A 26738-nucleotide genomic window follows, 5' to 3' on the forward strand; every position below is an offset into this window, starting at 1 on the left:
CGACTATTGCTGGTTGACCGACAGGAAGTAGGCACCGCCGGCGAGCGTGGGCATCGAGAGTGCGGTCAGGCCCATGCCGCGCACCACCAGGCCATTGAAGCCGCGCACGACGACCATGCCGCCGCCGGCGGTGGGTGCGTTGCCTTCGGCGCGTGTCACCCAGCCGGCACGGGGGCTGTTGGCGGTGAGCGTCTCGCTGTGGCCGTCGAACGCGCTCACGCGCGTCCAGGTGGCGCCGCTCGACGCCGTCGTCGTGTAGTCGGTGAACGAGAACGGGCTGGTCGACTGCAGGTTCGGGTCCATCCACGTGCCCCACGACGTGAGCCGCGAGCCAAGTGCCACTGCGCCGGTGGCGCGCTGCGGCGTCCACAGGCCGAAGCCGCCGGTGTGCATGAGCTCCACGAGCATCAGGTCGCCATTGCCCGCGCGGTAGGCGAAGAAGCGTTCGGTCCAGCCAGTGGAATCGGTCAGCGTGAAGCCACCCGCTGCATTCGCCGACAGGGTCACCGCAGGGTGGGGCGCGACTGCCGCGCAGTTCACGACGTCGGCGCAGTAGCTGGAGACCACGATGTTGCCCGTCGCCGACACGGTGGCCGCCAGCGAATCGGCGGAGAACACGCTGGCGTCGCCGTCATAGCCGAGCGATTGCCACGCACCTGCCAGATCGCCCAGGGCATGCGCCTGCTCCGGGAAGGCGACGCCGAGGCGCATCGCACCGTCTTCCAGGCTGCGCAGCACCACCACGCCGGCCGGAGACACCGCAAACTGGCCGTTTGCCGTGGTGAACAGGCAGTTGCCTCCCGCCGCGGGGGTGAAGGTGCCGGTGTCGCCGTCGGCGTTGAGGATCGTGCCCATCGTTGCATCGACCTGGATGAGCTCGGTCGAGAACTGGCCGGCCGTCGCGCCCGGCTTGGGGATGACCAGGCGGTACGGGCCGCTGCGCAGGGCGCTGCAGCTGGCCGAGGCTGGCTGCAGCAGGGCCTGCGGCGGCAGCGACGGCGTGTTGACGGTCTGCACCGTGTTGGCGGGTGACGCGCGCAAGACCGCATCGGTCAGCGATGCCAGGGTCAGGCCGCGGGCCGCCATGCGCTGCGCCAGGGCGTCCAGCGCCTGGTCGTAGGCGTTGCCGGTCGTGCTGCCGTTGGCAGCGACCAGCGGGGCCGTCATCAGGTTGCCGAAGGCGGAGAAGTCGACACCGCCACTCTTGAGCGTGTTGACGACGCTGGCATGGGCGGCATCGACACGCGCGGCGGTGAGGCCATCGGCCACCGCGTCGTTGAAGCTGCCGTAGTAGCCGGCCGGCGACACGCCCGCCAAGTGCGCGACGACCAGCTGGCTCACCGGCGTGATGTGGGCGGTGTTGCTGCCGCGGGCGAGCGAATGCAGCACCGTGGCGCCCGAGGTGGCGCGCAGCACGCAGGGCAGGCTGCCGCTGGTGAACGGAATGCTGTAGCTGCCGTTGGCGGCGGCCGTGGCCATGCCGGTGAAGCCGCCGCGGCATCGTGCTTCGACGGTGGCGCCGGCCAGTGCGCGGCCCACGGCGGCGACGCCGTTCAGTGCGGCAGTTGCCGGAGCCGGAGCGTCGGAGCCGCCACCTCCACACGCTGCAAGTGTGGCGGCCGCCGCCACGGACAGCATCAGCGATGCAAGACGAGACATGGATTCCCTCCCTCTTTGGATGATGTTGAAGTCAGTTGAAAACCGCTGCGGAGCTTGCCTGCGGCACCGCGCCGGATACCCCGCCCCGAAGGGGGGAGTGATCCGTTCTGAGGCCCCTCATTCATGTGACACGCACGCGACACCGGCAAGGCGGTCGGCCCACACCGCGGCGAGCCATCGTCCGACACGCGGCGGCCCGCCAGGCTCCTAGAGTCGATTGCATGACCGACGTCCGCACAGGCCAGGCGCCGCCACCCCTCGACCGAGACGCCTTCGGGCGGCGCTTCCGTGCCCGGTTCGTCGACCCCGCGTTCCGCCAGGAAGACGAGGCGCTCGCGCGGCTGGAGCAGATTGCCTGGGACGCGTATGACGAAGGCCGCAAGGCGCCCCTCACGCACCCGGCTGGCCCGGGCTACGCGAAGCCCGACTACGCGCTCTCCGATGAATGGCGCGAAACGCGTGAGAAGCTCGACGCCGCGCAGCAGCGTTGGGCCGACCCGGCCACCCGCTCACGCGTACTCGTCATCTGCGGCGCCTCGCGCAACGACGGCACCTGCCCGGGCGAGATCTCCAAGACCTGGCGCATCACCAACTGGCTGAAGCAGGAGCTCCACGCGCAGCAGATCGAGGTCGACCAGCTCGACCTGAGCCTGCTCACCTCCGACTACGACCGCCACATCCACCCCTGCAAGGGCTGCGTGTCGACCGCGATGCCGCTGTGCCACTGGCCCTGCAGCTGCTACCCCAACCACGCCACCGGCCAGACCAACGACTGGATGGCCGAGATCTACGAACGCTGGGTGTCGGCCCACGCCGTCGTGATCGCCACGCCCGTCTACTGGTACCAGGCGCCGAGCCCGCTGAAGCTGATGATCGACCGGCTGGTCTGCGCCGACGGCGGCAACCCCGACCCGACCAGCACCGAGGGCAAGAAGCCTGCTCTCGCCAAGCAGATCGAAGCGCGCGGCTGGCACTACCCGCAGCACCTGGCGGGCCGTGCGTACGGCCTGGTGGTGCATGGCGACGTGGCCGGCATCGAAGGCACCCGCCGCGCCCTCAGCGACTGGCTCGACTGGATGGGTTTCATCGACGCCGGTTCACAGGCACGACTCGACCGCTACGTGGGCTACTACGCGCCCTACTTCGACAGCCACGAGGCGCTCGACCGCGACACCGCCTTCGAGCAGGAGGTGCGCAACGTGGCGCGGGCCGTCGCCCACGCCGTGGGCGAGCTGCGCGCCGGCCGGCTCACGCCGCCCGACCTGCCGCGCCCGCGGGCCAAGTGACGGTCACTCCTCGACCTTCACACCCTTCCAGAACGCCACCCGCCCCTTGATCTGCGCCGCGGCTTCGCTCGGCTCGGGGTAGTACCAGACGGCATCGGGGTTCATCTCGCCGTTGACGAACAGGCTGTAGTAGTGCGCCTGCCCCTTCCACGCGCAGCTCGTGCGGTGGTTGCTGAAGCTCACGTACTCGCGCTTCAGGCTGCTCTCGGGAAAGTAGTGGTTGCCTTCGACGACCACGGTGTCGTCGCTCTCGGCCAGGGTCACGCCGTTCCAGGTGGCTTTCATGCACGGTCTCCGCAGGGTGAAGCCGGCAAGCGTACTGCAGCGTCCCGGTTCAGCGCACCAAGGGGTTCTCGGCCTTGAAGTCGATGGGTGGCAGCGAAGCGGGCGCTGCCGCCTCCAGGGCGGCAGGGGAGCCCTGAGGTGGCGGCGAGGCCTGGTAGTAATCGAAACGCACCACCCATTGCTCGGCCTGCCGCAGGTTGCGCCGCGCGCGACGCCACGTCACCACGAGCGCCAGCGCGCTCAGCGCGCCGAGCGCCAGCACCGGCACCTGCCAATGCAGCTGTGCCTTGGCGTGGGCCAGCGCCGAGAGCGTCTCGCGCAGGTGCGGTTTGGCGAAGGGCGTGACCTCGTTGCCGAAGGCGGCGATCTCCAGCGCCCGCATCACCTGCGGCGAGGCGTGGCTGCCCTCCCACTCGGGCACCCCGGCGGGGGCCTTGCGGTTGCCGAGGTAGCCGGCGCGGGCGCCCTCCTGGCTCCAGCGCAACAGCCAGTCGCCGTACTCTGCCCGGAGCTGCGCCTTGCCACCCGCCAGCAGCAGGGCCTGGGCGCCGATGTAGTTGGCATAGGGCATTTGCGGGCGCGCCTTGGCGCGGCTCCACAGCTCGCGATAGGCGCCGGCCTTGGCCAGGCGCTCGATGTCGCGGTTGGCGAGCAGGTCGCCCGCACTGCCCCACTGCGCCAGCGCGACAAGGCCGATCATCGCGGCCCCGCAGCCCAGCACCACGTAGCGCTTGAGGCCTTCGGCCGCCCGATACGCGAGGCCGATCACGAGGAACATGATCGTGCCCAGAACGGCCAGCGAACGCTCGGTGGCACTCAGGCCACGGTCCATCGTGCCGCTCGCGTTCAGGGTGGGCCGGGGGATGTCGACCGCCGACACCACCGGGTGCAGCGGGTCGCTTGCGATCAGCGAAACATGCTCCGCCACCATCCACCCGAGCCCCACACACAGCGCCAGCCCGGCCAGCACGCCCCAGCGCAGCCAGCCGACGCGCCGCGCCAGCCGGCCCAGCGCCCGGTCGACGTCGAAGTGCTCGTCGTGCCCGCTCATCGCCCGCGCACTCAGCGCTTATCGTTGGCGAGCTTCTGCAGCTGGGTGCGCATCTGGCCGATCTGGCCGGCGACCTGCTGGCGTGCCTGAACGCCTTCCTGCTGCACCTGCAAGACGTCTTGCACCGTCTTCAGCAGCGTGTCCTGCACCTGCTGCAGCGTCTCGACGTCGATCACCAGGCGCTGGTTCGACTTCGCGGCTTCGACCGAGTTGGTGTGCAGCAGCTCGGCGTTGCGCTTGAGCATCGCGTTCGTCGCCTCGTCGATGCGCTGGCCCAGCTGGCCGGCGTTGCGCTGCTCATTGAGCGAGAGCGCCAGCATGAACTGGCGCTTCCAGGTGGGGATGGTGAGCTGGCGGATCGTCTTGAACTTGTCGATCTGCAGCCGGTTGTTGGCCTGGATCATGCGAATGGCCGGCAGCGTCTGCAGCGCCGACTGCTGCATCACACGCAGGTCGGCGATGCGCTTTTCCAGCACCTGCAGCGATTCCTTGCGCGAGGCGCGCAGCTCGGCTTCTAGCGGGCTCGCGGGCGGCAGGGCGGCCTGCGCCGAGGCTTGCTTCAGGCACAGGTCGCCGGCCGCGATGTGCGCGCCGAGCGACTTGTATTCGGCAGCGACCTCCTGGTACATCTGGTCGAGCGAACCGAGGCGCGTGGTGAGCGTGGTCTGCAGCGTCTCGATCTCGTTCGTGAGGCCGTCGATCTGGCTGCTGGCGCTGGAGAACTCGTCGACCAGCTTGTCTTTCGCCAGCGTGAGCTTGTCGATGAGCCCGCCGATGATCGGGATGCGTGAGCGTTTTTCCAGCCCCTGCAGGTTGACCGAGCGCGCGGCGGCGAGCACCTTGGTCAACACCTTGCCCGACTCGTCGAGGTCGGAACTGCGCGCCTGGGCCAGCAGCGCATCGGCCGAAGCCGCCGCCGCATCGGTGGCTTCGCCGCCGAAGGCGAAGAGCGTGGCCGGGTCGTCGAGGTTCAGGCTGCGCGTGAGCTCGGCGATGCGCGGCAGGTCGTCCTGCGCGAGGCCCAGTGCCTGCAGTTCGGTGGCCGGGATGGTGGCCACGGCGCCTGCGGAAGACGGGTCGGTGAGGGAAGAAGAAGTCATGTCAGCTCCTGTCGTTTTGCCGCGGGTTCACGTCTGGGCCTCGGCCTGTTGGAGATCGGTGCGCAGCCGGGTGCTGAGCGCCTCATAGGTCTTCACGGCCGCCTGCAGGTGTGCGGCCTTCAGGGCGCGGCCCTGGATCACGGCGGTGAGCTGGTCCAGCCAGAGCGGGATCAGCTTGTGCTTGATGTCATCGAAACGGGCCAGCACGGTGTCGTGCTTGGCCTGCAGCAGCTTGAACTGCTGCGCGGTGAGCTGGGCCGAGGTGAGCACCAGTTGCGCGTTTTGCAGCTGCAGCGCCCGGGCCTCCCGGTCCTCAGGTTGATCGTCCCGCACCATTCGCTCTTCGATGCGGATGCGCTCGGCCAGGCCCTGCACGAACTCCTGGTGCTCGCGCACCATCGCCAGCCACTGGGCGTGCCAGTCGAGCTGGCGGTCGGCACAGGCCTGGGCGGCAGCCAACAGGTGCGCGATCTCGCGGTCGGCCAGTCGGAAACGCACCTCGTTCAGCACTCGCTCGCCCGTCACGCGCCGCCACCAGCCGAGCGGCTGCAGCATGCGGCTGAAGTCGCTGCGCTCCAGCGCATCGAGCAGCTCGCGCATTGCATGTGTGAGGCGCTGCAGCGGGTTCGATTTCAGCAGCGTGTCGGTGCGACCTTCGTGCCAGCGGTGCGAGCGTTGCTCGATCCACTGCGCCAGCACGTTCGGTGCGCTGCCCGGTGCACGCGGCGTCATGTCAGCGCCTGAAGAAGAACCACCACAAGGCCAGCATCACGAGCCCCAGCAGCGGCATGGAGATGAACCAGTCCCAGGCGCTCGTTTCCACCGGCACGGTCATCACCTCGATCTGCATCCGCGCGAGCGTGAAGCCGCTCAACTTCTCGAGCACGAGCGCCAGGTGCATCTTCTTCGGGTCTTCAGTGCGGAAGCGGTTGCTGTCGCAGCTGAAGCTCGCCGGCCCGGGGGTTGCCTCGGCCTTCTCGACCTTGCAGCGCACGAGCCCTGGCCCCTTGCCGCTCGGGGTTTCGCTCTCCAGCTGACCGAAGGCCCGGATCTCGACGGGGCCGGCGCGCGGCACATCGCCGATGAAGGTCCAGCGCACCAAGTGCGCGCCCCCTTCGGGCTTGACCTCGAACGGGCCGGCGTACCAATCGCTCATCGTGGGCGAGCCTTTGGCCACTGCGGCCGCCAGCTGCGCCACGTCCTTGGCCGGGGCGTTGAAGGTTGCGACGACGGCTGCTTCGGCCTTGCGCTTGCCGCACGCCGACAACCCCGTCAGCAGGCCGACGGACAACAGCACGACAAACACCGCGCGCAGCGATGGGCGCATGAACATGACGAAAACCTCCCTGTGGATAGTCGCCAGCCGCCATCTACCGGGCAGCTTGACCACCCCATTGTTGCGGAAGGACGCACGTTCGGGTTCCGCGTTATCACGCAGCATCCCTTGCGAAAACGTGAAATCCCTCGCGCTCAGGCGTACTGGTTGGCGGCCTGCTGCAGGCGCTGGGCGATGCGGGCGGCGAAGGCCTTGTCGCCCGTCACCACCACCGAGTCGCCATGGCGCAGCACATCCATCGTGAGTTCGGTCGGATCGCTGTAGGGCACGCGCAACTCGTAGCGGCCATCAGCCAGCCAGCGGCCCTGCTGCTCGGGGTGCCACTCTTCCACCGCCACCCATTGCGCGGCGTCGGCATTGAAGACGAGCGTGGCCCACTTCACCTTCGCACCGGCGCCGCTGTAGATGCCGTAGCCGGCGTCGAGCTCGGCTTCGAGCTCCTTCAGCGGCACCTGGCGCGCCTTGGCGTCTTCGACCTTCGCCTCGCGGATGGCGTCGAGCGCAAAGCGGCGCAGGCCGTCGCTCGCATGACACCAGGCGTCGAGGTACCAGGTGTTGCGGTAGTTCACCAGGCGCTGCGGTGAGACCTGGCGCTCGCTCTCCTTGCGGTCGCTTCGCTTGAAGTAGCGCAGCCACACCCGCTTGCGCTGCACCAGCGCCGCGCCCAGCAGCTCGAAATGCCGGCTCGGCGCACGGCGGCGGGCGGTGGAGATGAGCTTCACCCGCCGCATCAGCTCGCGCGACTCACCCTCGTCGCCACCCAGCATGCCCTGCAGCTTGTCGATCAGCGGCTGCAGGTGGCGCGAGAGCACGCCATCGTCGTCGAGGCCCGACATCAGCTGGTGCATGGTGAGCAACGCGGTGATCTCCTTCTCGTTGAACCACATGCCGGGCAGCTCATGGCGAGCGTCCTGCTCGAAGCGGTAGCCGTTGTCGAAACGGTCGTAGACGATGGGCGCGTCGAGCCGGTCGCGCAGGTACTGCAGGTCGCGCTTCAAGGTGGCCGGAGAGACGTCGAGCTCCTCCTGCAGCACCGCGAAGCTCACGCTGCCACGGTGGCGCAGCAGGCGCTCGATTTTGTAGAAGCGTTCGGTCCGGTCCATGCGCTCACATATCTCCATTCACAGGCTCACCACGTGAGCCACCGCCTGCGAGCATATCCCGTGATGCAGATGCGCGACAGCGCTCACTGGCTCATTTGATGAGCCACCCGACCGAGACACTGGCGTCACCGCAACGGAGAACGCCCATGACGACCGAACTCAAGTCCCCCGCGAAGATCGAGCAGATCGGCTTCGAGCCGCACCCGGCCGCCACCACCCTCACCACGCACGAGCAGATCGGCTTCGAGCTGGGCTGGGACTACGCGCACCACGCCGTCATGCCACCCGCGCCCTACGCCCAGGAGCCTTCGGCGCTGCGCAATGGCTGGCTGGCCGGCCAGGCCACCTTCGGTCGCCGCACGCTCGAGCCCACGCGCCACGTGCGCAAGTGGTTGCAGCTGCGCCTGAACGCCTGGCTGCGCGGGCGCAGCGTCGAGCTGGTGCAGGTGACGCCGCACTACCTGCAGCAGATCGACGTCACACACTGCCCCATCATCCGCGTAGCCCTCAGCAGCGCCACGATGGAAGGCAGCGATGCCTCCATCGACCGCGTGCGCAGCGACGCCGGTTACGCCGCCGGCAACCTGGCCGTCATCAGCACCAAGGCCAACCACGGCAAGGCGGCGCACGGCTTCCGCGACGCGCAGCGGTTCGCGAAACTGATCGAAGACGGCCAGCTCGGCGGCATCGGCGGGCTCAACGCCGCGCAGTGGTCGCGCGTGGCCACGCTGTGCAGCTTCGTCGAGCCGCTCACGCATGCCGAGGCCTGCACGCTGCCGCTGCTCGTGCTGCCGCCCAACCGCCTGCGCCTCTTCAACCCGGCCCAGGCGCTGCAAGCCTTCATCAGCCAGCAGCTGCTGGTGGCCGGCTGGAGCCACCGCATCGCCCGCATCGAAGACCTGCTGCCGGGCAAGGCCGCACGCCGTGCCTTCCAGACCTTCTTCCACGCACTGCTGCCGCGGGTGCTCGAAGCCAAGGGCGCGGAAGGCGTGGCCGCCCGCTGGGCCATCGAAGATGCCTGGCGCAACCCGCTCACGCTGCAGCGCTGGACGGCCTTCGCCACCCTGCTGAGCGCCGCGCAATGCGAGAGCGTGGTGGCCCGCGCCAGCGCCCGCAAGCTCGGCACGACGCATGTGCAGCAGGTGAGCGACGACGCCGCCACCGATGGCTGGAACCTGGAGAGCCGCGGCTACGTGCCGCACGCCGTGCTGCGCCAGCGCTCGGCCCAGCCGGCGCGCCAGCTGTCTCTTCTGCACTGAGCGCTTTAAGAAGATGTGAAGGTGCCCGACTCCGCCGCGCGGGAGCGCGCCGGAGTCGTTTTTCCATCGGGTTTACCATCGCCGGCTCACGCCGCGCAGCGTCGGTCGCGCCACCCGCACCGACGCGCGTTCCTGTTCGAACCGCAGTACCCATCAGCCTGCATGTCCGCAGGCGCGGCATTGACGAGCGCTCCTGACACCTCGTTGTCAGCAGGGGCGTGTCAGCATCGCGCCCCGCTTCCTGCCGGCGACGCTTTGCCTCGACACCATCATGACCCTGCGCCCCAAGACCGTCCTGCTGCCCGCCCTGGCCCTCGTGCTCGCTGCCCTCTACGGGTTGGGCGTGCGTGCCGCCGACGAACCCAAGAAAGACGCCAAGGACCCGAAGGCCGCCGGGGCCCCGACCAAGGCCGCCCTCACCGTCACGGTGACGCAGGCACAGACCACCCGGCTGCCGATGAAGATCAGCGCCAACGGCAACATCGCCGCCTGGCAGGAAGCCAGCGTGGGCACCGAAGCCAACGGCCTGCGCCTGGCCGAGGTGCGCGCCAACGTGGGCGACGTGGTCAAGAAGGGGCAGGTGCTGGCCGTCTTCGCGGGCGACACGGTGCAGGCCGACCTGCTGCAGGCCAAGGCCGCCGTGGCCGAAGCCGAAGCCATGCTCGGCGAAGCCGCCGCCAATGCCCAGCGCGCCCGCGAGCTGGGCCCGGCCGGCGCCTTGTCGGGCCAGCAGATCAACAACTACCTGACCGCCGAGCGCACCGCCCAGGCGCGGCTGGAAGCCGCAAGGGCCTCGTACAAGGTCGCGCAGATCCGCGTCTCGCACGCGCAGGTCGTCGCCCCCGACAACGGCATCATCTCGGCCCGCAGCGCCACCGTGGGCGCCGTGCTGCCGGCCGGGCAGGAACTCTTTCGCCTGATCCGCCAGGGCCGGCTCGAGTGGCGCGCCGAAGTGCCGTCGGCCGACCTGGGGCGCCTGAAGCCGGGCATGGTGGCCAGCGTCGTCGCCACCAACACCGCCGCGCCGGTCACCGGCAAGGTCCGCATGGTCGCCCCGACTGTCGATGCGCAGACACGCAACGGCATCGTCTACGTCGACCTCGCCTCGGCGCCCGAGGTGAAAGCCGGCATGTACGCCCGCGGCGAGTTCGACATCGGCCAGAGCGAGGCGCTCACGCTGCCGCAAGGCGCGGTGGTGCTGCGCGACGGCTTCAACTACGTGCTCAAGGTCGGCCCCGACTCGAAGGTCACGCAGCTCAAGGTCGGCGTGGGCCGCCGTGTCGGCGACCGGGTCGAGATCACGCGCGGCCTCGACCCGCTGGCCAAGGTCGTCGCCGCAGGCGGCGGCTTCCTAGCCGAAGGCGACGTGGTGCGGGTGGTCGAGGCCCCGGTGGCCGCCACCCCGGCCACCCCCGCCACGGCGGTGAAGCCGGTCGCCGCGCCGAAGAAGTGAGACGAGGAGCCTCCCCATGATCAACGTCTCGTCCTGGTCGATCCGCAACCCGACGCCGGCCATCCTCCTCTTCATCATGCTGACCCTGGCCGGCCTGCTCGGCTTCCGGGCGATGAAGATCCAGAACTTCCCCGACATCGACCTGCCCATGGTCACGGTGACGGCCTCGCTGCCCGGCGCCTCGCCGGCGCAGATGGAGACCGAGGTCGCGCGCAAGATCGAGAACTCTCTCGCCACCGTCCAGGGTCTCAAGCACATCTACACCACGCTGCAGGACGGCACCGCCATCCTCACCGCCGAGTTCCGGCTCGAGAAACCCACGCAGGAGGCCGTCGACGAAGTGCGCGACGCCGTCTCGCGCGTGCGCTCCGACCTGCCGGCCGACCTGCGCGACCCGGTGATCCAGAAGGTCAACCTCGCCGGCACGCCCATCCTCACCTACACGGTGGCCAGCACCCGCATGGACGACGAGGCCCTCTCGTGGTTCATCGACAACCAGGTCAGCAAGACCATGCTGGCCGTCAACGGCGTGGGTGCCGTCACCCGCGTGGGCGGTGTCTCGCGCGAAGTGCGCGTGGAGCTCGACCCGGCGCGCATGCTCGCGCTCAACATCACCGCTGCCGACGTCTCGCGCCAGCTGCGCCAGATCCAGCAGGAAGCCTCGGGCGGCCGGGCCGATCTCGGCGGCGCCGAACAGTCGGTGCGCACGCTCGCCACCGTGCAGACGGCGCAGGAGCTGGGCGCGATGGAAGTCACGCTCTCCGACGGCCGCCACGTGCGGCTCGACGCCATCGCCAACGTGAGCGACACCGTGGCCGAGCGGCGCCAAGCGGCGCTCTTGAACGGCAAGCCGGTGGTCAGCTTCGAGATCGTGCGCTCGCGCGGCGCCAGCGAGATCGACGTCACCAACGGCGTGCGTGCCGCGCTCGAGAAGCTCAAGGCCGAGCACCCCGACATCACCATCACCGAGGCCTTCAACTTCGTCGACCCGGTGGTCGAGAACTACGACGGCTCGATGAAGCTGCTGTACGAAGGCGCGGCACTCGCGGTGCTGGTGGTGTTCCTCTTCCTGCGCGACCTGCGCGCCACCATCGTCTCGGCGGTGGCGCTGCCACTGTCGGCCATCCCCACCTTCGCGGTGATGCACGCGATGGGCTTCACCATCAACGTGGTCACGCTGCTCAGCCTCTCGCTGGTGGTGGGGGTGCTGGTCGACGATGCGATCGTCGAGATCGAGAACATCATGCGCCACCTGCGCGAGGGCAAGACGCCCTTCCAGGCGGCAATGGAAGCGGCCGACGAGATCGGCCTGGCGGTGATCGCCACCACCTTCACGCTGATCGCGGTGTTCCTGCCGACCGCCTTCATGGGGGGCGTGCCGGGCAAGTTCTTCGTGCAGTTCGGCTGGACGGCGGCGATCGCGGTGTTCTTCTCGCTGGTGGTCGCGCGGATGCTCACGCCGATGATGGCGGCCTACGTGCTGCGCAAGCCCAAGCGCGAGCACACCGACGCCAAGTGGCTCACCATCTACATGGGCTGGGCCAGCTGGTGCCTGAGGCATCGCCTGCTCACGCTGCTGGGCACGGCGGTGTTCTTCATCGGCTCGTTCGCACTGGTGCCGTTCCTGCCGACCGGCTTCATCCCGCCCGATGACCTTTCGCAGACGCAGGTGACCGTGACGCTGCCGCCCGGCAGCACCTTCAAGGACACCTACGCACTCGCCGAGCAGGCGCGCGAGATCGTGCAGAAGAACCCGCAGATCAAGATGGTCTACACCGCCATCGGCGGCGGCAGCGCGGGCGCCGACCCGTTCGCGCCGCAGGGTGCGGCCGAGGTGCGCAAGGCGGTGCTCACGATCAACATGACGCACCGCAACGACCGCAAGGGCGTCAGCAAGCAGGACGTCGAAGCCCAGCTGCGCACCGCACTCGAGGTGCTGCCGGGTGCGCGCGTGAAGGTGGGCCTCGGCGCCTCGAGCGAGAAATACGTCCTGGTGCTGGCCGGTGAAGACGGCCGCGTGCTCGCCCAGCACGCCGCGGTGGTCGAGCGCGAGCTGCGCACCATTCCCGGCATCGGCGCGGTCACGTCCACGGCGAGCCTGGTGCGGCCCGAGCTGGTGGTGCGGCCCGACTTCGCGCGTGCGGCCGACCTGGGCGTCACCTCGGCGGCGATCGCCGACACGCTGCGCATCGCGACCGCCGGCGACTACGACCAGGGCCTCGCGAAGATGAACCTCTCCGAGCGCCAGGTGCCGGTGGTGGTGAAGCTGTCGGACGCCGGCCGGCAGGACATCGACGTGCTCTCGCGCCTGCCCGTGCCCGGCGCACGCGGCCCGGTGCCCTTGTCGAACGTGGCCACCATCGAGCTCGCCAGCGGCCCGGCCGAGATCGCACGCTTCGACCGCCGCCGCAACGTCAACTTCGAGATCGAGCTCAACCAGCAGCCGCTCGGCGAAGTGCAGGAGGCCGCGCTCAACCTGCCCAGCATGAAGAACCTGCCCTCGGGCGTGACACACACCGAGGTGGGCGACGCCGAAGCCATGGGCGAGCTGGTGTCGGGTTTCCTGCTGGCCATGGCCACCGGCGTGCTGTGCATCTACATCGTGCTGGTGCTGCTCTTCAAGGACTTCGTGCAGCCGGCCACCATCCTGGTGGCGCTGATCCTGTCGATCCCGGGGGCCTTCCTCGCGCTCTTCCTCACGCACACGGCGTTCTCGATGCCGTCGATGATCGGGCTGATCATGCTGATGGGCATCGCGACGAAGAACTCCATCCTGCTGATCGACTACGTGATCCTCGCGCGGCGCGAGCACGGCCTGAACCGCTGGGACGCCATCCTTGACGCCTGCCACAAGCGGGCGCGGCCGATCGTGATGACCACCATCGCGATGGGCGCCGGCATGATGCCCATCGCCATCGGCCTGGGCGTGGACCCGAGCTTCCGCTCACCGATGGCCATCGTGGTGATCGGCGGCCTGATCACCTCGACCTTCCTCAGCCTGCTGGTGATTCCGGTCGTCTTCACCTTCGTCGACGACATCGAGCAGTGGGTGTCGAAGCGCACCAAGCGCCATCATCACGAGCATCCGTCCGCCGTCACGCCGCCACTGGTGGCCGACGAGGGGAAGTGACGCCCCTCGGCCGAGCGGCCTGGCGCTCGGCCCGTGTCAGCGGCGCAAGGGCGGAATGCCGTCGCCGCGAGACGTGATCTCCGGCGGCGGCAGGTCGCCGCGCTCCAGGCGGTCTTCGAACTCGCCGATGCTCGCGGCCACCGAGTTGGCGTTGTGCTCCAGCGCCAGGCGCAGCGCGCCTTCCAGGTGGGTCAGGCGCGACAGCAGCTCTTCGTGGCCACGGTTCGCCGAGGCCACCGAGCGCTGCAACTCCGCGCCCACATAGCTGCGCAGCTCCACGAAGCGCGAGGCCTCGGCCTTGTCGGCCAGCTCGCGCTGGGCCTGCAGCTCGCGGTTGAGGCGGCGCGCTTCCATCAGCGTCGAGGCCTGCAACGAGATCGCCCACAGCGTGAAGAGCAGGGTGAGAAACACCACCAGCCCCAGCATGATCAGGCCGAGCGGGGCCTGCACGTCGGCGAAGAGCAGCGACAGCGTGGTGGGCGTCGTGAACGCGGGCCAGTTCAGCAGCGCGAACAGGCCGATCACGACCACCACGGCAAACAGGGCAAGGGCGCGGATCATGTGGGGTCTCCTTCCGTCAAATCTGACGTACAGCGTAGGGTCCCGGGCAGGCCGGGGCTGTAGGACGGGCCCGAATCCCGCTGCGGGACGTGGGCTTAAGTCGCCAGCACCGCCCGGCGCCCCACCTCGCGCAGATCGGCATGGCGCACCTGCGCCGCCTGGCACGCCGGGCCGGTGAACTCGGCCTGCAGCGCGTCGAGAAACACCCGCGTGCGCGCCGGCATCAGCCGCCGCCCGGGGAAGACCGCCCACGCCGGCGCGCTCGGCGGGTACCAGTCGACCAGGAGCGGCATCAACTCGCCGCTGCGCACATGGCCTTCGGCGAAATGGTCCGACACCATCGCGATGCCCGCCCCTGCCAGCGCCATGCGGATCAGCAGCTCAGGCGAATTGGCGCGGGCCCGTGCCGGCGGGATGCCCTCCCAGCGCTGGCCCTCGCGCTCCAGCACCCAGGGCTTGGGCTCGCCGTGACGTGACAGGATCTGAAGGGTGTCGTGCTCCATCAGCGCCTCGGGTTCCGAGGGCGTGCCGCGCCGCTGCAGATACGCTGGCGAGGCGTAGAGCCCCTGCGACAAGTCGGCCAGCAGACGCGCGGCCAGCGTGGCGTCGTCGGCCAGCTCACCCATGCGGATGGCCACATCGAAGTTCTCGCCGATCAGGTCGACCCGGCGCGGCGAGAGGTCCACTTCGAGCGAGATCGCGGGGTAGCGGGCCACGAAGGCCGACAAGGCCTCGCTCAGCACCCCGGTCGCGAAGTCGCCCGGCATCGAGACCCGCAGCCGCCCGCTCGGCTCCACCTGCCGGTGCTGGGCCAGGGCGGCCGCCGCCTCGGCCTCGTCGGCCACCTGGCGGGCGTGGGCGAGCAGGCTGTGCCCCAGGTCGGTCAGGCTGAGTTTGCGGGTCGTGCGCAGAAGCAGGCGCTCACCTAGCTGCGCTTCGAGGGCGGCCATGCGGCGCGACACGGTCGACTTCGGCAAGCCGAGACGTTCGCCGGCGCGGCTGAAGCTGCCCTCTTCCACCACCCGCGCAAACAGCAGCAAGTCGTTGGGCTCGATCACGTTCATGGGCACCTCCTCGTGGAGCATCGTTGCAATGGCGGAACAATGTTATCCATTCTGACGTCTTCTGGTTTGTTTTCGGGATAACTACATTGGCTTCATCGACACCACGTTTCCCACAAGGAGCCCACGATGAACGTCCTGCAGATCAACTCCAGCGCCCGCACCACCGGCTCGCATTCCACCCGCCTGGCCGGCGACATCGTCCAACGTCTGGGCGACGCCACCCTGACCGTGCGCGACCTCGGCAAGAACCCCCTGCCCGCGCTCGATGAAGCCGCGCTCGGCGCCCTCTTCACCCCCGCCGACCAGCGCAGCCCGGCGCAAGCCGCCCGTGTCGCACAGGACGACGCACTGATCGCCGAGGTGCAGGCCGCCGACGTGCTCGTGCTGGGCGTGCCGATGTACAACTTCGGCGTGCCCGCGGCGCTCAAGAACTGGATCGACGCGATCGCCCGCGCCGGTGTCACCTTCAAGTACACCGACAAGGGCCCGATCGGCCTGCTCACCGGCAAGAAGGTCTACATCGCGCTGGCCCGCGGCGGCATCTACCGCGACACGCCGGCCGACAGCCAGGTGCCGTACCTGAAGTCGGTGCTGGGTTTCCTCGGCATGACCGACGTGCAGTTCTTCTACGCCGAAGGGCTGGCGATGGGCCCCGAGGCCGAGAAGAAGGCGCTCGCCTCGGCCACGACGCAGATCGACGCGGCGCTCGGCGAAACCGTCGCCGCCTGAGCGTCACGCCGGCCCGTACCAATGGGTGCGGGCCTCGAGGCGCAGGCGGTCGCGCTCGGCCTCGTCGAGCGGCACCCAGCGCCGGTAGCTCGCCACCGCGCGTGCCATGAAGTCGAGCCAGCCCACGTGCCGGCGCAGCACCCGCTGCTGCCGGTGCTCGATCAGCGGGTTGAAGAGCCCGTGCCGCGAGAAGAGTTGGCGCGGGTTCTTCTTCACCCACAGCCACGAGCCCATCTCCAGCGTGAGCGGCAAGAACACATGCCCCGGCCGTTCGAGCGCGCGCAGGTAGAGGTGGTCCCACAGGTCGCCGTGCGCGAGGTACTGGCGGCTTTGCGGCTCCAGCACGTAGCGGTGGTGCGTGAGCGCGCGGTCGAGGATGTGCTGCAAGGCAAACAGCTCCGGCAGGTGCTCGATGGGCTCGGGCGTGTGCGCATGCGGGAACCAGATGCGGTCGCGCAGGCCGAAGCCCGAGTGGCAGTCCACCGCCAGGCTGAACGGGCGGCCGAGCAGCTCCTCATCGACCACGCGGCACAGCGCCTCGCTCTCCACCTCCATCGGCGCCCCCGCTTCACCCCGGTACCACGGCAGCGCGGCACTGCGGCGCTGGCCGCCGATGAGAAACGGCACCCGCCCCACCGCCTCGACCGGCGCGTTGCGCATCAGGTCGACCCCACGGCCGTTGGCCCGCGTGCCGAGCGCCATGCCGGCCGGGTTCACGAGCGGCATGAACACCATGCGCAGCGATTCGAGCTGGCGGTGCAGCACGCCGTCCCAGGGCAGGCGCATCACGAGGCTGCGCAGGAAGGCGAGCGCCACCTCGGCGCCGATGCGCTCCAGCCCATGCACCCCGCCGAAGATGCCGATGGCCGGCACGTCGGGCCCGGGGTTGCCGAGCGTGACCACGTGCACCGGCAGCAGCGTGTCGCCGCAGCGCACCTCGCACACCACCCGCTGCTGCAGGTGGGGACCGCCCGCCTCCACGAGGCCTTGCAGTTCGGCCAGGGCAGGCAAGTCGACGCGGTCCACGCAGCAAGCCTAGCCACGCGATGTGACAGCCGATGCAGCGCACAGGCCCGCGCCTGACACGCCGCTGTCACACACCGCCGATACGGTGGCCGGCATGACACGACCCCGCCCTCTCTTCCTCGGCTCGGCCCCGGCGCTCGGCTGCGCCCTGCTGTGGGGCCTGGTCGAATGCGTCGCGCTCTGGCGCTCGCGCATCAGCGGCACACACCGCACGCCGCACCGCGGCTGAGCCCGCTCAGACTTCGCGCATGCCCTCGCACAGCGGGTGGTGCACGCAGGCCAGCACGCGGCGGCCGTTGCGCTCGGCCTCTTCCATCGCGCCGCCGCACAGCGGGCAGGGTTGTGCGCGCAGCCGCCAGGCCGAGGGCGGCAAGGTGGTGTCGAGGAACGGCCCCTCGCGCCGCACCACCACCGGCTGCGTCTTCTCCTCGCGCGTGTTGAGCAGCTCGCGCAAGACCTTGCCGTCGATCAGCTGCACCGGCTGGCTTTCGGCCAGCTGGCGGGCTTCGTCGGTGAACTCGCCCGAGCTGACGACGAAGCCGCCCGCCGCCTCGCGGCTGCGCACCAGCGCGACGAGCTCGCGCACCGGCGCCGGGCCGACCGCCAATGTGCGCCAGGGTTTGCAGTCGACGAGAAAGCGGTCTTGTCCGCGCGTGAGCACCATGTCGACGGCACGGCCACCGCCACCGCCCGTCTCGCTCACCGCATAGCCGCGGTGGCGGAAGCCCTCGGCCACCTGGCGCTCGAACTCGGCCCAGCCGATGCCGGCCAGCAGGTCGGCGTCGGGCAGCGCCGACGCCGGAGGCACCTCTCCCACTCGCTCGAAGAGCCGTTTCATTCCGTCGGCCAACCGGCCGAGGACGCCGCGTTGTTGCGCCGATGCCATCGCTGTGGTGAAAGTTGCAGTCGGCAGGCTACCCGAGCATCCGCATGCCCACAATGCGGTCACGCCCGGGCCCGTTCGCCCCCGCACAGTGCTGAAATGACTCGATGCGCCACGCCCTGCCCATCCGCGCACGCCTGAGCCTGCTCGTGCTGGCAACGGCGTTGCCGCTCTTGGCGTTGATCGCCTACAACGGCATCACCCAGGCGCAGCAGGACGCCGAGCGCGCCGCCATCGAGGCCCTGCGCGCCGCCCGCGGCGCGGCGCTCGAGACCGAGGCCATCATCTCCAACGCCGAGCGCCTGTTGTCGCTGCTGGCCAAGCGCGAAGGCGTCCACGCACTGGACCCCGCGCTGTGCGATCCGCTCTTCAAGAGCTTTCGCGGCCTGTTTCCCACCTACACCAACCTCATTTCGGTCAAGCGCAATGGCGACCGCGTCTGCAGCGCCATCGACCCGCCGCCCGGCGCGCCGATGCGCGTGAACCGCGGCCTGCCGCTCGAAGAGACGCTGCGCACCCAGCGCTTCACCATCGGCCCGCTGAGCCGCGGCTACTTCACCAACCGCTGGGTCCTGCTCGTGGCCTTCCCGCTGCCGGAGCAGGAGGTCGACGGCCGCAAGGAAAGCCCGGGCGTGATCGCGATGTCGCTCGACCTCACCACGCTGCGCCTGGGCCCCGGCCCCGGCGAGCTGCCCTCGCGGGCACTCGCACGCATCGTCGACGGCAAGGGCGCGGTGATCGGCAGCAGCCTCAAGCCGGAGGAATGGATCGGCCAGAGCCTTGCGCACATCCCCTGGTTCCGCCAGCTCGTGCCGGGCGCCGAGCGCACCGGCGAGTCGCCCGACTTCGAAGGCGTGAACCGCATCTTCGGCGTGGTGCCGGTGCGCGGCACGCCCTGGCATGCGGCGGTGGGCATCCCCATCGACGCCGTCTACGGCCCGGTGCGAGAGCGCACACTCATCAGCGTGGCGCTCGCCCTGCTGGCCATCGGGATGGCCGCAGCGCTGGGCCTCCTGATCGCACGGCGCACCAGCGCGCCGGTGGAAGCCATGGCCGCCGCCGCGCGCCGCGCCAGCGTCTCGCCCGAGCCGGACGCGCTCGCGCACCTCGACCTGAGTGGTGCGCCCCGCGAAGTCGGCGCGCTGGCCGACGATTTCTCCAGCATGCTGCGCGCCCGCGCCGCCGCCGAGCGCGCCCTGCGCGACAGCGAAGAGAACCTCGCCACCACGCTGCACTCGATCGGCGATGCGGTGATCGTCACCGACACGCGCGGCCACATCACCCGCATGAACGCCACCGCCGAGCGGCTGACCGGCTGGCCGCTGGCCGATGCCGTCGGCCGCCCGTTGCTCGACGTCTTCCACATCGTCAACGCCGACTCGCGCACGCCCGCCGAAGACCCGGTGAAGCCGGTGCTCGCGAGCGGCGAGGTGGTGGGCCTGGCCAACCACACCACGCTCATCTCGCGCGATGGGCGCGAGTACCAGATCGCCGACAGCGCCGCGCCCATCCGCGACGCGCAGGGCCGCGTCACCGGCGTGGTGCTCGTGTTCAGCGACGTCACCGAGTCCTACCGGGTGCAGCAGGCGCTGCGCTCGCGCGAAGAGCAGCTCTCCAGCACCGGCGAGCTGGCGCGGGTGGCCGGCTGGGAGCTCGACATCCAGACGGGCGAGACCACCACCTCCAACGAGATGTGCCTGCTGCTCGACGTGCCGCCGGGCTCGCATTTCTCGATGACCGAAGGCTGGAAGTTCTGCCGCCCCGGTGTGCGCGAACAGGTGGAGCCGCTCATCGCCGCCGCCATCACCGACGGCACGCCCTGGGACGTCGAGATCCCGATGGTCACGGCCAGCGACCGGCCCATCTGGGTGCGCTCGCGCGGCCGGGTCGTGATGAAGGACGGCAAGCCGGCACGCATGCTGGGGGTGATTCAAGACATCACCGACCTGCGCGAATCGCAGGACAAGCTGCGCGAGAGCGAGAGCCTGCTCAAGATGGCCAGCCGCCTCGTGCGCATGGGCGCGTGGATCGCCACCCTGAAGGACCGCCGCCTGGTCTGGTCCGACGAGGCGGCCATCATCCACGAGATGCCGCCGGGCTATTCGCCCTCGCTCGACGAGGCCGGCCAGTTCTACGCGCCCGAGTACCGCGAACTCGTGAACCAGGCCTTCAGCGCCTGCGCCCGGCGCGGCGTGGCCTACGACCTCGAGATGCAGATCCTCACCAAGAGCGGCCGGCGCATCTGGGTGCGCACGCTCGGCAACGCGGTCCGCAACCACGAGGGCGTGATCTCGCGCGTGCACGGCGCCTTCATCGACATCACCGAAGAGCGCGCCGCCCGCGAGGAGCTGCAGACGCACCGCCACCACCTCGAACAACTGGTGAGCGAGCGCACCACCGACCTCGTGGCCGCACGCAACGCCGCCGAGGCGGCCAGCCGCGCCAAGAGCGCCTTCCTCGCCAACATGAGCCACGAGATCCGCACGCCGATGAACGCGATCATCGGGCTCACCCACCTGCTGCACGAAGAGCTGCAGGACCGGCCGCAGGCGCTCGCGCAGCTCGACAAGGTGGGTGCCGCGGCCCACCACCTGCTCGGCGTCATCAACGACATCCTCGACCTCTCGAAAATCGAAGCCGACCGGCTCGAACTCGAAGAGCGCGAGTTCGCGCTGGCCGAGATCATCGACAACGCGCAGGGCATGCTGCGCGAGCGTGCCACCGCGAAGGGCCTGGAGCTGGTCACCGAGATCGCCCCCGGCATGCCGCAGCGCCTGGTGGGCGACGCGCTGCGGCTGGAGCAGATCCTGCTCAACTTCCTCAGCAACGCCATCAAGTTCAGCGAGCACGGCCGCATCCTCCTGCGCGCGCGCGTGGCGCAGTCGGCCGAGAACGTGGTGATGCTGCACGTCGAGGTGCAGGACCACGGCATCGGCATCACCCCCGAGCAGCAGGCCCGGTTGTTCCAGTCGTTCTCGCAGGCCGACGACTCCACCTCGCGCAAGTACGGCGGCACCGGCCTCGGTCTCGTGATCGCCAAGCGCCTGGCCTCGCTGATGGGCGGCAACGTCGGCGTGCGCAGCTCCCCCGGCGTGGGCAGCACCTTCTGGATGACGGCGCGCCTGCGCGTCGCCGTCGATCCACCCGAGCATGCCGATGGCGCCCACCTGCGCCCGGAAGAGGAGATCGCCGCCCGCCACGCCGGGGCACGTGTGCTGCTGGTCGACGACGAGCCGGTGAACCAGGAAGTGACCCTCGCCTTGCTGAGCCGCCTGAAGCTCACCGTCGACGTCGTGAGCAACGGCGCCGAAGCGGTGGAGCGTGTGCGCACGCACGACTACGCATTGGTGCTGATGGATGTGCAGATGCCGGTGATGGACGGGCTCGACGCCTCTCGCGCCATCCGCCAGCTGCCCGAGCGCCGCCGACTGCCCATCCTCGCGATGACCGCCAACGCCTATGCCGAAGATCGCGAGCTCTGCCTCGCCGCCGGCATGAACGACCACATCACCAAGCCCGTGGCCCCCAGCCGGCTCTACGCCTGCGTGCTTCACTGGCTCGACGGCACCTCGGTCACGACCTGAGCGCCACGCGCTCAGCCGGCAAAGCGGCCAACAAAATCACACGAACCCCGAGCGGATGACGAAGTGGCGGCCGAAGCGCTTGCTTTTCGTTTCATGCCGAGGTTGGCGCAGCCGATAGCCTTGGCATCAGACACAGATTGAGGGACGGACCCATGAACACCGCCACCGCCTACGACATGATCGCGCGCCGCAACGCAGCCCAGGAATTCAACACCGCCTGGGGCGTGACCATGCCGGCCGACCTGGTGACGGTGCCTTCCGTCGAGGTCTACCAGGAGCCCATCCGCGGCCTGGTGACGCGCGAGGTCAACGAGCCCGAACTCTTCAAGCTCTTCTTCGGCTGAGGCCCACAAAAAAGCCTGACACGAGTCACCTCGGGCCAGGCCTTTCGTGCGGCGCACGCGACGCCGTTCTTCTGAACTTACTTCTCGACGAACGCCCGCTCGATCACGAAGTGCCCAGGGGTGCTCATGTTGCCCTCGGTCATGCCGGCCTTGTCGAACAAGGCGCGCGTGTCGCGCAGCATCTCGGGGCTGCCGCAGAGCATGAAGCGGTCGTGCTCCTTGCTCATCGGCGGCAGGCCGATGTCGTGGAAGAGTTTCCCGGTCTCCATCAGCACCGGAATGCGCCCCTGGTTGCGGAAGGCCTCGCGGGTGACGGTGGGGTAGTAGATGAGCTTCTCTTTGACCTGGTCACCGAAGTACTCGTTGGCCGGCAGCTCCTTCGTGATCACCTCGTCGTAGGCCAACTCGCCCACCTGGCGGCAACCATGCACCAGGATCACCTTCTCGTACAGCTCGTACACCTCGGGGTCGCGGATCATCGCCATGAAGGGCGCCAGGCCCGTGCCGGTGGACAGCAGGTACAGGTGCTTGCCCGGCAAGAGGTTTTGCGTGAGCAGCGTGCCCGAGGCCTTGCGGCCGATCTTCACCGTGTCGCCCACCTGGATGTGCTGCAGGCGCGAGGTCAGCGGGCCGTCGGGCACCTTGATGCTCAGGAACTCCAGCGTCTCTTCCCAGTGCGGGCTCACCACGCTGTAGGCCCGCAGCAGCGGCTTGCCGTCGACTTCCAGGCCGATCATCGTGAACTGGCCGCTCTGGAAACGGAAACCCGGGTCGCGGGTGCAGGTGAACGAGAACTGTCGGTCGGTCCAGTGGCGAACGCTCAACACCTTGGCGTCGAAGAGGTTGCTCATGCGGAAAATTCCAATGAGGGTGGCAGATCAGTAGCGGCCTGGGGCGGGAACCTCGGCCTGAACCCCCGTGCGGCAGCGCCTGGGGGGCCGCCGGCCACGGCCGGCGAAGGGCAGGATTCTCGCAGGTCTCGCAATCCAGGTCTTCCCTCAACCCGGGGCCGTGAATTCTGCCCACCGGCCCTGCGGCGCGCCCGTTCGGCTGGCGGTTTATATTTCGGTCGTCATATCATTGCCCCATGCGCTACGACGCCGAACACAAACAACGCACCCGCAGCCGCGTGCTGAAAGAGGCTGCCGCCGCGATCCGCTCGGAAGGGCCCGACCGCATCGGCGTGGCCGCGATCATGGGCCGCGCCGGGCTCACGCACGGCGGCTTCTACGCCCACTTCGCCAGCAAGGACGAGCTGCTGGTGGCCGCCATCGGCGAGATGTTCGACACCGCCTGCGCCTATTTCGAGGAGCTCTCGGCCGGCAAGCCGGCCGGCGAGGGCCTGGCCGCCTACGTGGCCTTCTACCTCTCGCGCTATCACCGCGACCACCGCGAGGAAGGCTGCCCCATCGCGACCATGGCCGCCGACCTGCCGCGCCTCGTGCCGCAGGCGCGGGTGGCCTTCGAACAGGGCGCCGCCCGCCTCACGACGCTGATCGCCGGCCAACTGGAGGCGCTGGGACGGCCCGACCCCGGCATCGCCGCCGTGTCGCTGCTCTCGGAAATGGTGGGCGCCGTCGTGCTCGCACGTTCGATCGCCGACCCGGAGCATTCCACCGCCATCCTGCGCGCCTCGCGGCAGTCGATCCGCGAGCGCCTCGGGCTGCCCCTGCCGCCCGCGCCCCCCGAGCGCGACAACTGACGCCCACAGGGCCATCCCCGCTGGCCGGGGCCCGGCTTTGGCGCTCCAATCGGCGCACCCCCACCCTGACGCAGCTCCCCATGGCCAAGGACTTCTCGACGATGGAGGACAGCAACCGCTCCTCCAACCCCAGCTTCCACGACGTGAGCGACCCGGCTCGGCGCACCCTGCTGCTCGGCGGGGCCGGCGCGGCAGTGGCCGGCCTGCTCGCCCCGCTCGGCGGCTGCGCCTCGGTCGGCGCCGCCCCATTGCTCGGCTTCAAGAGCGTGCCGGCCGGCACCGCCGACACCGTCACCGTGCCCGAGGGCTACATCGCGGAGGCCCTGGCCCCCTGGGGCGAGCCGGTGGGCATCGCCGCCCAGAGCCCGGCCTTCAAGTTCGACGCCAGCAACAGCGCGGCCGACCAGGCGCTGCAGATGGGCATGCACCACGACGGCATGCACTACTTCCCGCTCACTCCAACGGCCAGCGAGACCACCGGCCTGCTCGCCATCAACCACGAGTACAGCGACGACGGCCTGCTGCACACCGACGGCCTCGCCAACTGGTCGGCCGAGAAGGTGCGCAAGTCGCAGGCGGCGCATGGCGTGTCGGTGATCGAGGTGAAGCGCGGGCCCGACGGCCGCGTGGAGGTGGTGCGGCCCTCGCGCTACGCCCGCCGCATCACCGCCTACACCCCGGTCGAGCTGCGCGGGCCGGCCGCCGGCCACCCGATGCTGCGCACCGCTGCCGACCCCAGCGGGACACGCGTGCTGGGCATCCTCAACCAGTGCGCGAGCGGCATCACGCCCTGGGGCAGCTACCTCACCTCGGAAGAGAACTTCGCCTTCTACTTCCAGGGCCCCGACCAGCCCGACGCGCACCAGCGCCGCTGGGGCCAACGCAAGGAGATGGGCCAGTACTACCGCTGGCACGAACACGACGAGCGTTTCGATGCGCGCAAGCACCCCAACGAACACAACCGCTTCGGCTGGGTCGTCGAGATCGACCCCTTCGACCCGACGATGACGCCCGTCAAGCGCACCGCCATGGGCCGCGCGGCGCGCGAGGGCGCCACGGTGGCCGTCACGAAAGACGGCCGCGCCGTCGTCTACTCCGGCGAAGACGCCCGCTTCGAGTACATCTACAGGTTCGTGAGCCGCGACGCCATCCGCCCCGGTGGCTACCGGGCCAACGCCGAGCTGCTCGACCACGGCACGCTCTTCGTGGCCCGCTTCGACGCCGACGGCCGCGGCCGCTGGCTGCCGCTCACGCACGGCGCGGGCCCGCTCACCGCCGCCAACGGCTTCGCCGACCAGGGCGAGGTGCTCATCAAGGCGCGCCAGGCCAGCGATGCCCTCGGCGCCACCAAGATGGACCGCCCCGAGTGGGTCGCCATCGACCGCGAGCGCTGGGTCTACTGCTCGCTCACCAACAACTCGAGCCGCGGCCAGGCCGGGCAACCGGGCGTCGACGCCGCCAACCCGCGCGCCAACAACGTGATGGGCCAGATCATCCGCTGGCGCGAAGACGGCGACCACGACGGCGCCACCTTCGCGTGGAACCACTTTGTGCTGGCCGGCGACCCCGCCAACGAGCGCGCCGAAGCGAAGGGCAACGTCAAGGGCGACCTCTTCGGCTGCCCCGACGGCCTCTGGGTCGACCGCCGCGGCGTGCTGTGGATCCAGACCGACATGAGCAGCACGGCCATGGGCAAGGGCGAGATGGCCCGCCTGGGCAACAACATGATGCTGGCCGCCGACACGAAGACGGGCGAGATCCGCCGTTTCCTCGTCGGCCCGCCGGGCTGCGAGATCACCGGCGCCACCGGCACGCCCGACGGGCGCACGATGTTCATCAACATCCAGCACCCGGGCGAGACGCCCAGCGAGCGCACCGACCCCGCCAACCCGCGGCGCTACTCCAACTGGCCCGACCAGCGGCCCGATGGCCGCCCGCGCTCGTCGACGGTGGTCATCCGCAAGCGCGATGGCGGCTTGATCGGAACCTAGCGCTCAGACGGCTTCCAGGACCGTCGCGATGCCCTGCCCGCCGCCAATGCACTGCGTGGCCAGCGCGTAGCGCTTGCCTTCGCGCTTCAGCAGCGTCGAGGCCTTGCCCACCAGGCGTGCGCCGGTCGCACCGAGCGGGTGGCCGATCGAGAGGCCGCCGCCGTCGAGGTTGATCACGTCGCGCGCAATGCCCAGCTCGCGCAGGCAGGCCACGGCCTGGCTGCTGAAGGCTTCGTTGATCTCGACGATGTCGATGTCGGCCACCGTGAGGCCCGCGCGGGCCAGCGCCTTCTTCACCGCCGGCACCGGGCCCATGCCCATCTCTTCGGGTGCACAGCCGGCCACCGCGGTGGAGACGATGCGCGCGAGGATGGGCAGGCCGTTCCGGCGCGCATAGTCTTCCGAGCACACCAGCACCGCGGTCGCGCCGTCGGTCAGCGGCGACGAGGTGCCGGCCGTCACCGTGCCGTTCCCCGGTTCGCGGAAGGCGAGCTTCAGGCCCGCCAGCCCTTCGAGTGAGGTGGCCGGGCGGATGCAGCCATCGGTGTCGACCACCTCGCCCTCGGGTGTGGTCACCGGCACGATCTCGTCGCGCAGGCCGCCCAGCTCCTGCGCCTTCGCCGCCTTGCTGTGCGACTCGACCGAAAGCTCTTCCTGCGCCAGGCGCGACACGCCATAGCGCTCGGCCACCACCTCGGCCGTCTCGCCCATCTTGAAATACGCCTCGGGGTAACGCGCGCGCAGCGCCGGGTTGGGCGAGGGCGTGAAGCCACCATCGGGCACACGCGTCATCGACTCCACGCCGCCGCAGACGAACACCTCGCCCGCGCCGATGGCAATCTGCCCGGCCGCGATGTGGATGGCCGTCATCGCCGAGCCGCAGAAGCGGTTGACCGTGGTGCCCGCCACCGAGTTCGGCAGCCCGGCGAGGAAGACGACGATGCGCGCCATGTTGTGGCCCTGCTCGCCCTCGGGGTAGGAGCAGCCGAGGATCAGGTCTTCGATGTCGGCCGGGTTCACCTTCGTGCGTTCGATGAGGCCCTTCACCGCCGTGGCGGCCAGGTCGTCGGGGCGCACACCGACGAGGCGGCCCTTCTTCGCGAAATGGAAGGGGGTGCGGGCATAGCCGGCGATCACGGCGGAAGTAGCGGCAGCAGTCATGTTCAGCTCCAGAGTGGCATTACATGACGAT

The 26738-nt window shown here is 69.7% G+C and carries 23 protein-coding genes; 10 read left to right on the plus strand and 13 right to left on the minus strand.

Annotation, left to right across the window (positions count from 1 at the left end; all coding sequences use genetic code 11):
- Nucleotides 1-3: 3 nt before the first annotated feature.
- The gene (locus tag RXV79_RS26110) at nt 4-1659 is read right to left on the minus strand and encodes a hypothetical protein (RefSeq protein ID WP_316701097.1); all 1656 of its coding nucleotides are present in this window, start codon (nt 1657-1659) and stop codon (nt 4-6) included.
- Between the two features lie 221 nt (nt 1660-1880).
- On the opposite strand from RXV79_RS26110, the gene RXV79_RS26115 reads away from it, so the two are divergent.
- A complete protein-coding gene (locus RXV79_RS26115) occupies nt 1881-2945 on the plus strand; it encodes a flavodoxin family protein (protein WP_316701099.1) in 1065 nt (354 codons plus the stop codon).
- Nucleotides 2946-2948: 3 nt separating this feature from the next.
- Here the strand turns inward: RXV79_RS26115 and RXV79_RS26120 are convergent, their stop codons facing one another.
- From RXV79_RS26120 to RXV79_RS26145, 6 genes are all read right to left on the minus strand, one after another.
- Nucleotides 2949-3230: a DUF427 domain-containing protein gene (locus RXV79_RS26120; protein WP_316701101.1), complete on the minus strand. Its 282-nt coding sequence runs from the start codon at nt 3228-3230 to the stop codon at nt 2949-2951.
- A 49-nt stretch (nt 3231-3279) separates the two neighbouring features.
- Complete coding sequence (locus RXV79_RS26125) at nt 3280-4281, minus strand: hypothetical protein (RefSeq protein ID WP_316701102.1); 1002 nt, start codon at nt 4279-4281, stop codon at nt 3280-3282.
- Between the two features lie 11 nt (nt 4282-4292).
- Nucleotides 4293-5381 carry a toxic anion resistance protein gene (locus tag RXV79_RS26130; RefSeq protein WP_316701103.1) on the minus strand — a complete coding sequence of 363 codons (1089 nt, stop codon included), beginning with the start codon at nt 5379-5381 and terminating at the stop codon, nt 4293-4295.
- Between the two features lie 27 nt (nt 5382-5408).
- Complete coding sequence (locus RXV79_RS26135; protein ID WP_316701104.1) at nt 5409-6113, minus strand: hypothetical protein; 705 nt, start codon at nt 6111-6113, stop codon at nt 5409-5411.
- A 1-nt stretch (nt 6114) separates the two neighbouring features.
- The gene (locus tag RXV79_RS26140) at nt 6115-6714 is read right to left on the minus strand and encodes a hypothetical protein (protein WP_316701105.1); all 600 of its coding nucleotides are present in this window, start codon (nt 6712-6714) and stop codon (nt 6115-6117) included.
- 137 nt (nt 6715-6851) lie between these two features.
- Nucleotides 6852-7820 (minus strand): helix-turn-helix transcriptional regulator, encoded by a 969-nt coding sequence (locus tag RXV79_RS26145; protein ID WP_316701106.1) that lies wholly within the window; start codon nt 7818-7820, stop codon nt 6852-6854.
- A gap of 146 nt (nt 7821-7966) precedes the next feature.
- On the opposite strand from RXV79_RS26145, the gene RXV79_RS26150 reads away from it, so the two are divergent.
- From RXV79_RS26150 to RXV79_RS26160, 3 genes are all read left to right on the plus strand, one after another.
- Nucleotides 7967-9079, plus strand: a complete 1113-nt coding sequence (locus tag RXV79_RS26150) for a hypothetical protein (RefSeq protein WP_316701107.1) — start codon at nt 7967-7969, stop codon at nt 9077-9079.
- Nucleotides 9080-9350: 271 nt separating this feature from the next.
- A complete protein-coding gene (locus RXV79_RS26155; RefSeq protein WP_316701108.1) occupies nt 9351-10532 on the plus strand; it encodes an efflux RND transporter periplasmic adaptor subunit in 1182 nt (393 codons plus the stop codon).
- Between the two features lie 16 nt (nt 10533-10548).
- Nucleotides 10549-13662 carry an efflux RND transporter permease subunit gene (locus RXV79_RS26160; protein ID WP_316701109.1) on the plus strand — a complete coding sequence of 1038 codons (3114 nt, stop codon included), beginning with the start codon at nt 10549-10551 and terminating at the stop codon, nt 13660-13662.
- A gap of 36 nt (nt 13663-13698) precedes the next feature.
- On the opposite strand, the gene RXV79_RS26165 is transcribed toward RXV79_RS26160, so the two are convergent.
- Nucleotides 13699-14223: a LapA family protein gene (locus RXV79_RS26165; protein ID WP_316701110.1), complete on the minus strand. Its 525-nt coding sequence runs from the start codon at nt 14221-14223 to the stop codon at nt 13699-13701.
- 95 nt (nt 14224-14318) lie between these two features.
- Nucleotides 14319-15287 (minus strand): LysR family transcriptional regulator, encoded by a 969-nt coding sequence (locus RXV79_RS26170; RefSeq protein WP_316701111.1) that lies wholly within the window; start codon nt 15285-15287, stop codon nt 14319-14321.
- Between the two features lie 126 nt (nt 15288-15413).
- Between RXV79_RS26170 and RXV79_RS26175 the strand changes: the two genes are divergently transcribed.
- A complete protein-coding gene (locus RXV79_RS26175) occupies nt 15414-16016 on the plus strand; it encodes an FMN-dependent NADH-azoreductase (protein WP_316701112.1) in 603 nt (200 codons plus the stop codon).
- Nucleotides 16017-16019: 3 nt separating this feature from the next.
- On the opposite strand, the gene RXV79_RS26180 is transcribed toward RXV79_RS26175, so the two are convergent.
- Complete coding sequence (locus RXV79_RS26180; protein WP_316701113.1) at nt 16020-17042, minus strand: M14 family zinc carboxypeptidase; 1023 nt, start codon at nt 17040-17042, stop codon at nt 16020-16022.
- Nucleotides 17043-17136: 94 nt separating this feature from the next.
- Here RXV79_RS26180 and RXV79_RS26185 point away from each other — a divergent pair, with 94 nt between their 5' ends.
- The gene (locus RXV79_RS26185) at nt 17137-17271 is read left to right on the plus strand and encodes a hypothetical protein (RefSeq protein ID WP_316701114.1); all 135 of its coding nucleotides are present in this window, start codon (nt 17137-17139) and stop codon (nt 17269-17271) included.
- Nucleotides 17272-17277: 6 nt separating this feature from the next.
- On the opposite strand, the gene RXV79_RS26190 is transcribed toward RXV79_RS26185, so the two are convergent.
- Nucleotides 17278-17880, minus strand: a complete 603-nt coding sequence (locus tag RXV79_RS26190; RefSeq protein ID WP_316701115.1) for a restriction endonuclease — start codon at nt 17878-17880, stop codon at nt 17278-17280.
- 152 nt (nt 17881-18032) lie between these two features.
- Here RXV79_RS26190 and RXV79_RS26195 point away from each other — a divergent pair, with 152 nt between their 5' ends.
- Together RXV79_RS26195 and RXV79_RS26200 are read left to right on the plus strand one after the other, a co-directional pair.
- On the plus strand, nt 18033-21509 hold the full coding sequence (locus tag RXV79_RS26195; RefSeq protein ID WP_316701116.1) for an ATP-binding protein: 3477 nt from the start codon (nt 18033-18035) through the stop codon (nt 21507-21509).
- 152 nt (nt 21510-21661) lie between these two features.
- Nucleotides 21662-21853, plus strand: a complete 192-nt coding sequence (locus RXV79_RS26200; protein ID WP_316701117.1) for a hypothetical protein — start codon at nt 21662-21664, stop codon at nt 21851-21853.
- Between the two features lie 77 nt (nt 21854-21930).
- Here the strand turns inward: RXV79_RS26200 and RXV79_RS26205 are convergent, their stop codons facing one another.
- A complete protein-coding gene (locus tag RXV79_RS26205) occupies nt 21931-22704 on the minus strand; it encodes a ferredoxin--NADP reductase (protein WP_316701118.1) in 774 nt (257 codons plus the stop codon).
- A gap of 236 nt (nt 22705-22940) precedes the next feature.
- Here RXV79_RS26205 and RXV79_RS26210 point away from each other — a divergent pair, with 236 nt between their 5' ends.
- The gene (locus RXV79_RS26210) at nt 22941-23555 is read left to right on the plus strand and encodes a TetR/AcrR family transcriptional regulator (RefSeq protein ID WP_316701120.1); all 615 of its coding nucleotides are present in this window, start codon (nt 22941-22943) and stop codon (nt 23553-23555) included.
- A gap of 80 nt (nt 23556-23635) precedes the next feature.
- On the plus strand, nt 23636-25546 hold the full coding sequence (locus RXV79_RS26215; RefSeq protein WP_316701121.1) for a PhoX family protein: 1911 nt from the start codon (nt 23636-23638) through the stop codon (nt 25544-25546).
- A gap of 3 nt (nt 25547-25549) precedes the next feature.
- On the opposite strand, the gene RXV79_RS26220 is transcribed toward RXV79_RS26215, so the two are convergent.
- Nucleotides 25550-26707 (minus strand): thiolase family protein, encoded by a 1158-nt coding sequence (locus RXV79_RS26220; protein ID WP_316701122.1) that lies wholly within the window; start codon nt 26705-26707, stop codon nt 25550-25552.
- Nucleotides 26708-26738 lie beyond the last annotated feature (31 nt).

Source organism: Piscinibacter gummiphilus, assembly GCF_032681285.1.
GTDB classification, from domain to species: Bacteria; Pseudomonadota; Gammaproteobacteria; order Burkholderiales; family Burkholderiaceae_C; genus Rhizobacter; species Rhizobacter gummiphilus_A.

Bases quoted from the DNA above. Each gene is read 5' to 3' on its own strand.
- RXV79_RS26160 (WP_316701109.1), top strand. From the start codon at position 10,549: ATGATCAACGTCTCGTCCTGGTCGATCCGCAACCCGACGCCGGCCATC.
- RXV79_RS26130 (WP_316701103.1), bottom strand. From the start codon at position 5,381: ATGACTTCTTCTTCCCTCACCGACCCGTCTTCCGCAGGCGCCGTGGCC.
- RXV79_RS26210 (WP_316701120.1), top strand. From the start codon at position 22,941: ATGCGCTACGACGCCGAACACAAACAACGCACCCGCAGCCGCGTGCTG.
- RXV79_RS26200 (WP_316701117.1), top strand. From the start codon at position 21,662: ATGAACACCGCCACCGCCTACGACATGATCGCGCGCCGCAACGCAGCC.
- RXV79_RS26145 (WP_316701106.1), bottom strand. From the start codon at position 7,820: ATGGACCGGACCGAACGCTTCTACAAAATCGAGCGCCTGCTGCGCCAC.
- RXV79_RS26220 (WP_316701122.1), bottom strand. From the start codon at position 26,707: ATGACTGCTGCCGCTACTTCCGCCGTGATCGCCGGCTATGCCCGCACC.
- RXV79_RS26195 (WP_316701116.1), top strand. From the start codon at position 18,033: ATGCGCCACGCCCTGCCCATCCGCGCACGCCTGAGCCTGCTCGTGCTG.
- RXV79_RS26190 (WP_316701115.1), bottom strand. From the start codon at position 17,880: ATGAAACGGCTCTTCGAGCGAGTGGGAGAGGTGCCTCCGGCGTCGGCG.
- RXV79_RS26175 (WP_316701112.1), top strand. From the start codon at position 15,414: ATGAACGTCCTGCAGATCAACTCCAGCGCCCGCACCACCGGCTCGCAT.
- RXV79_RS26165 (WP_316701110.1), bottom strand. From the start codon at position 14,223: ATGATCCGCGCCCTTGCCCTGTTTGCCGTGGTGGTCGTGATCGGCCTG.
- RXV79_RS26125 (WP_316701102.1), bottom strand. From the start codon at position 4,281: ATGAGCGGGCACGACGAGCACTTCGACGTCGACCGGGCGCTGGGCCGG.
- RXV79_RS26115 (WP_316701099.1), top strand. From the start codon at position 1,881: ATGACCGACGTCCGCACAGGCCAGGCGCCGCCACCCCTCGACCGAGAC.
- RXV79_RS26135 (WP_316701104.1), bottom strand. From the start codon at position 6,113: ATGACGCCGCGTGCACCGGGCAGCGCACCGAACGTGCTGGCGCAGTGG.
- RXV79_RS26140 (WP_316701105.1), bottom strand. From the start codon at position 6,714: ATGTTCATGCGCCCATCGCTGCGCGCGGTGTTTGTCGTGCTGTTGTCC.
- RXV79_RS26155 (WP_316701108.1), top strand. From the start codon at position 9,351: ATGACCCTGCGCCCCAAGACCGTCCTGCTGCCCGCCCTGGCCCTCGTG.
- RXV79_RS26110 (WP_316701097.1), bottom strand. From the start codon at position 1,659: ATGTCTCGTCTTGCATCGCTGATGCTGTCCGTGGCGGCGGCCGCCACA.
- RXV79_RS26120 (WP_316701101.1), bottom strand. From the start codon at position 3,230: ATGAAAGCCACCTGGAACGGCGTGACCCTGGCCGAGAGCGACGACACC.
- RXV79_RS26150 (WP_316701107.1), top strand. From the start codon at position 7,967: ATGACGACCGAACTCAAGTCCCCCGCGAAGATCGAGCAGATCGGCTTC.
- RXV79_RS26185 (WP_316701114.1), top strand. From the start codon at position 17,137: ATGACACGACCCCGCCCTCTCTTCCTCGGCTCGGCCCCGGCGCTCGGC.
- RXV79_RS26170 (WP_316701111.1), bottom strand. From the start codon at position 15,287: ATGAACGTGATCGAGCCCAACGACTTGCTGCTGTTTGCGCGGGTGGTG.
- RXV79_RS26205 (WP_316701118.1), bottom strand. From the start codon at position 22,704: ATGAGCAACCTCTTCGACGCCAAGGTGTTGAGCGTTCGCCACTGGACC.
- RXV79_RS26215 (WP_316701121.1), top strand. From the start codon at position 23,636: ATGGCCAAGGACTTCTCGACGATGGAGGACAGCAACCGCTCCTCCAAC.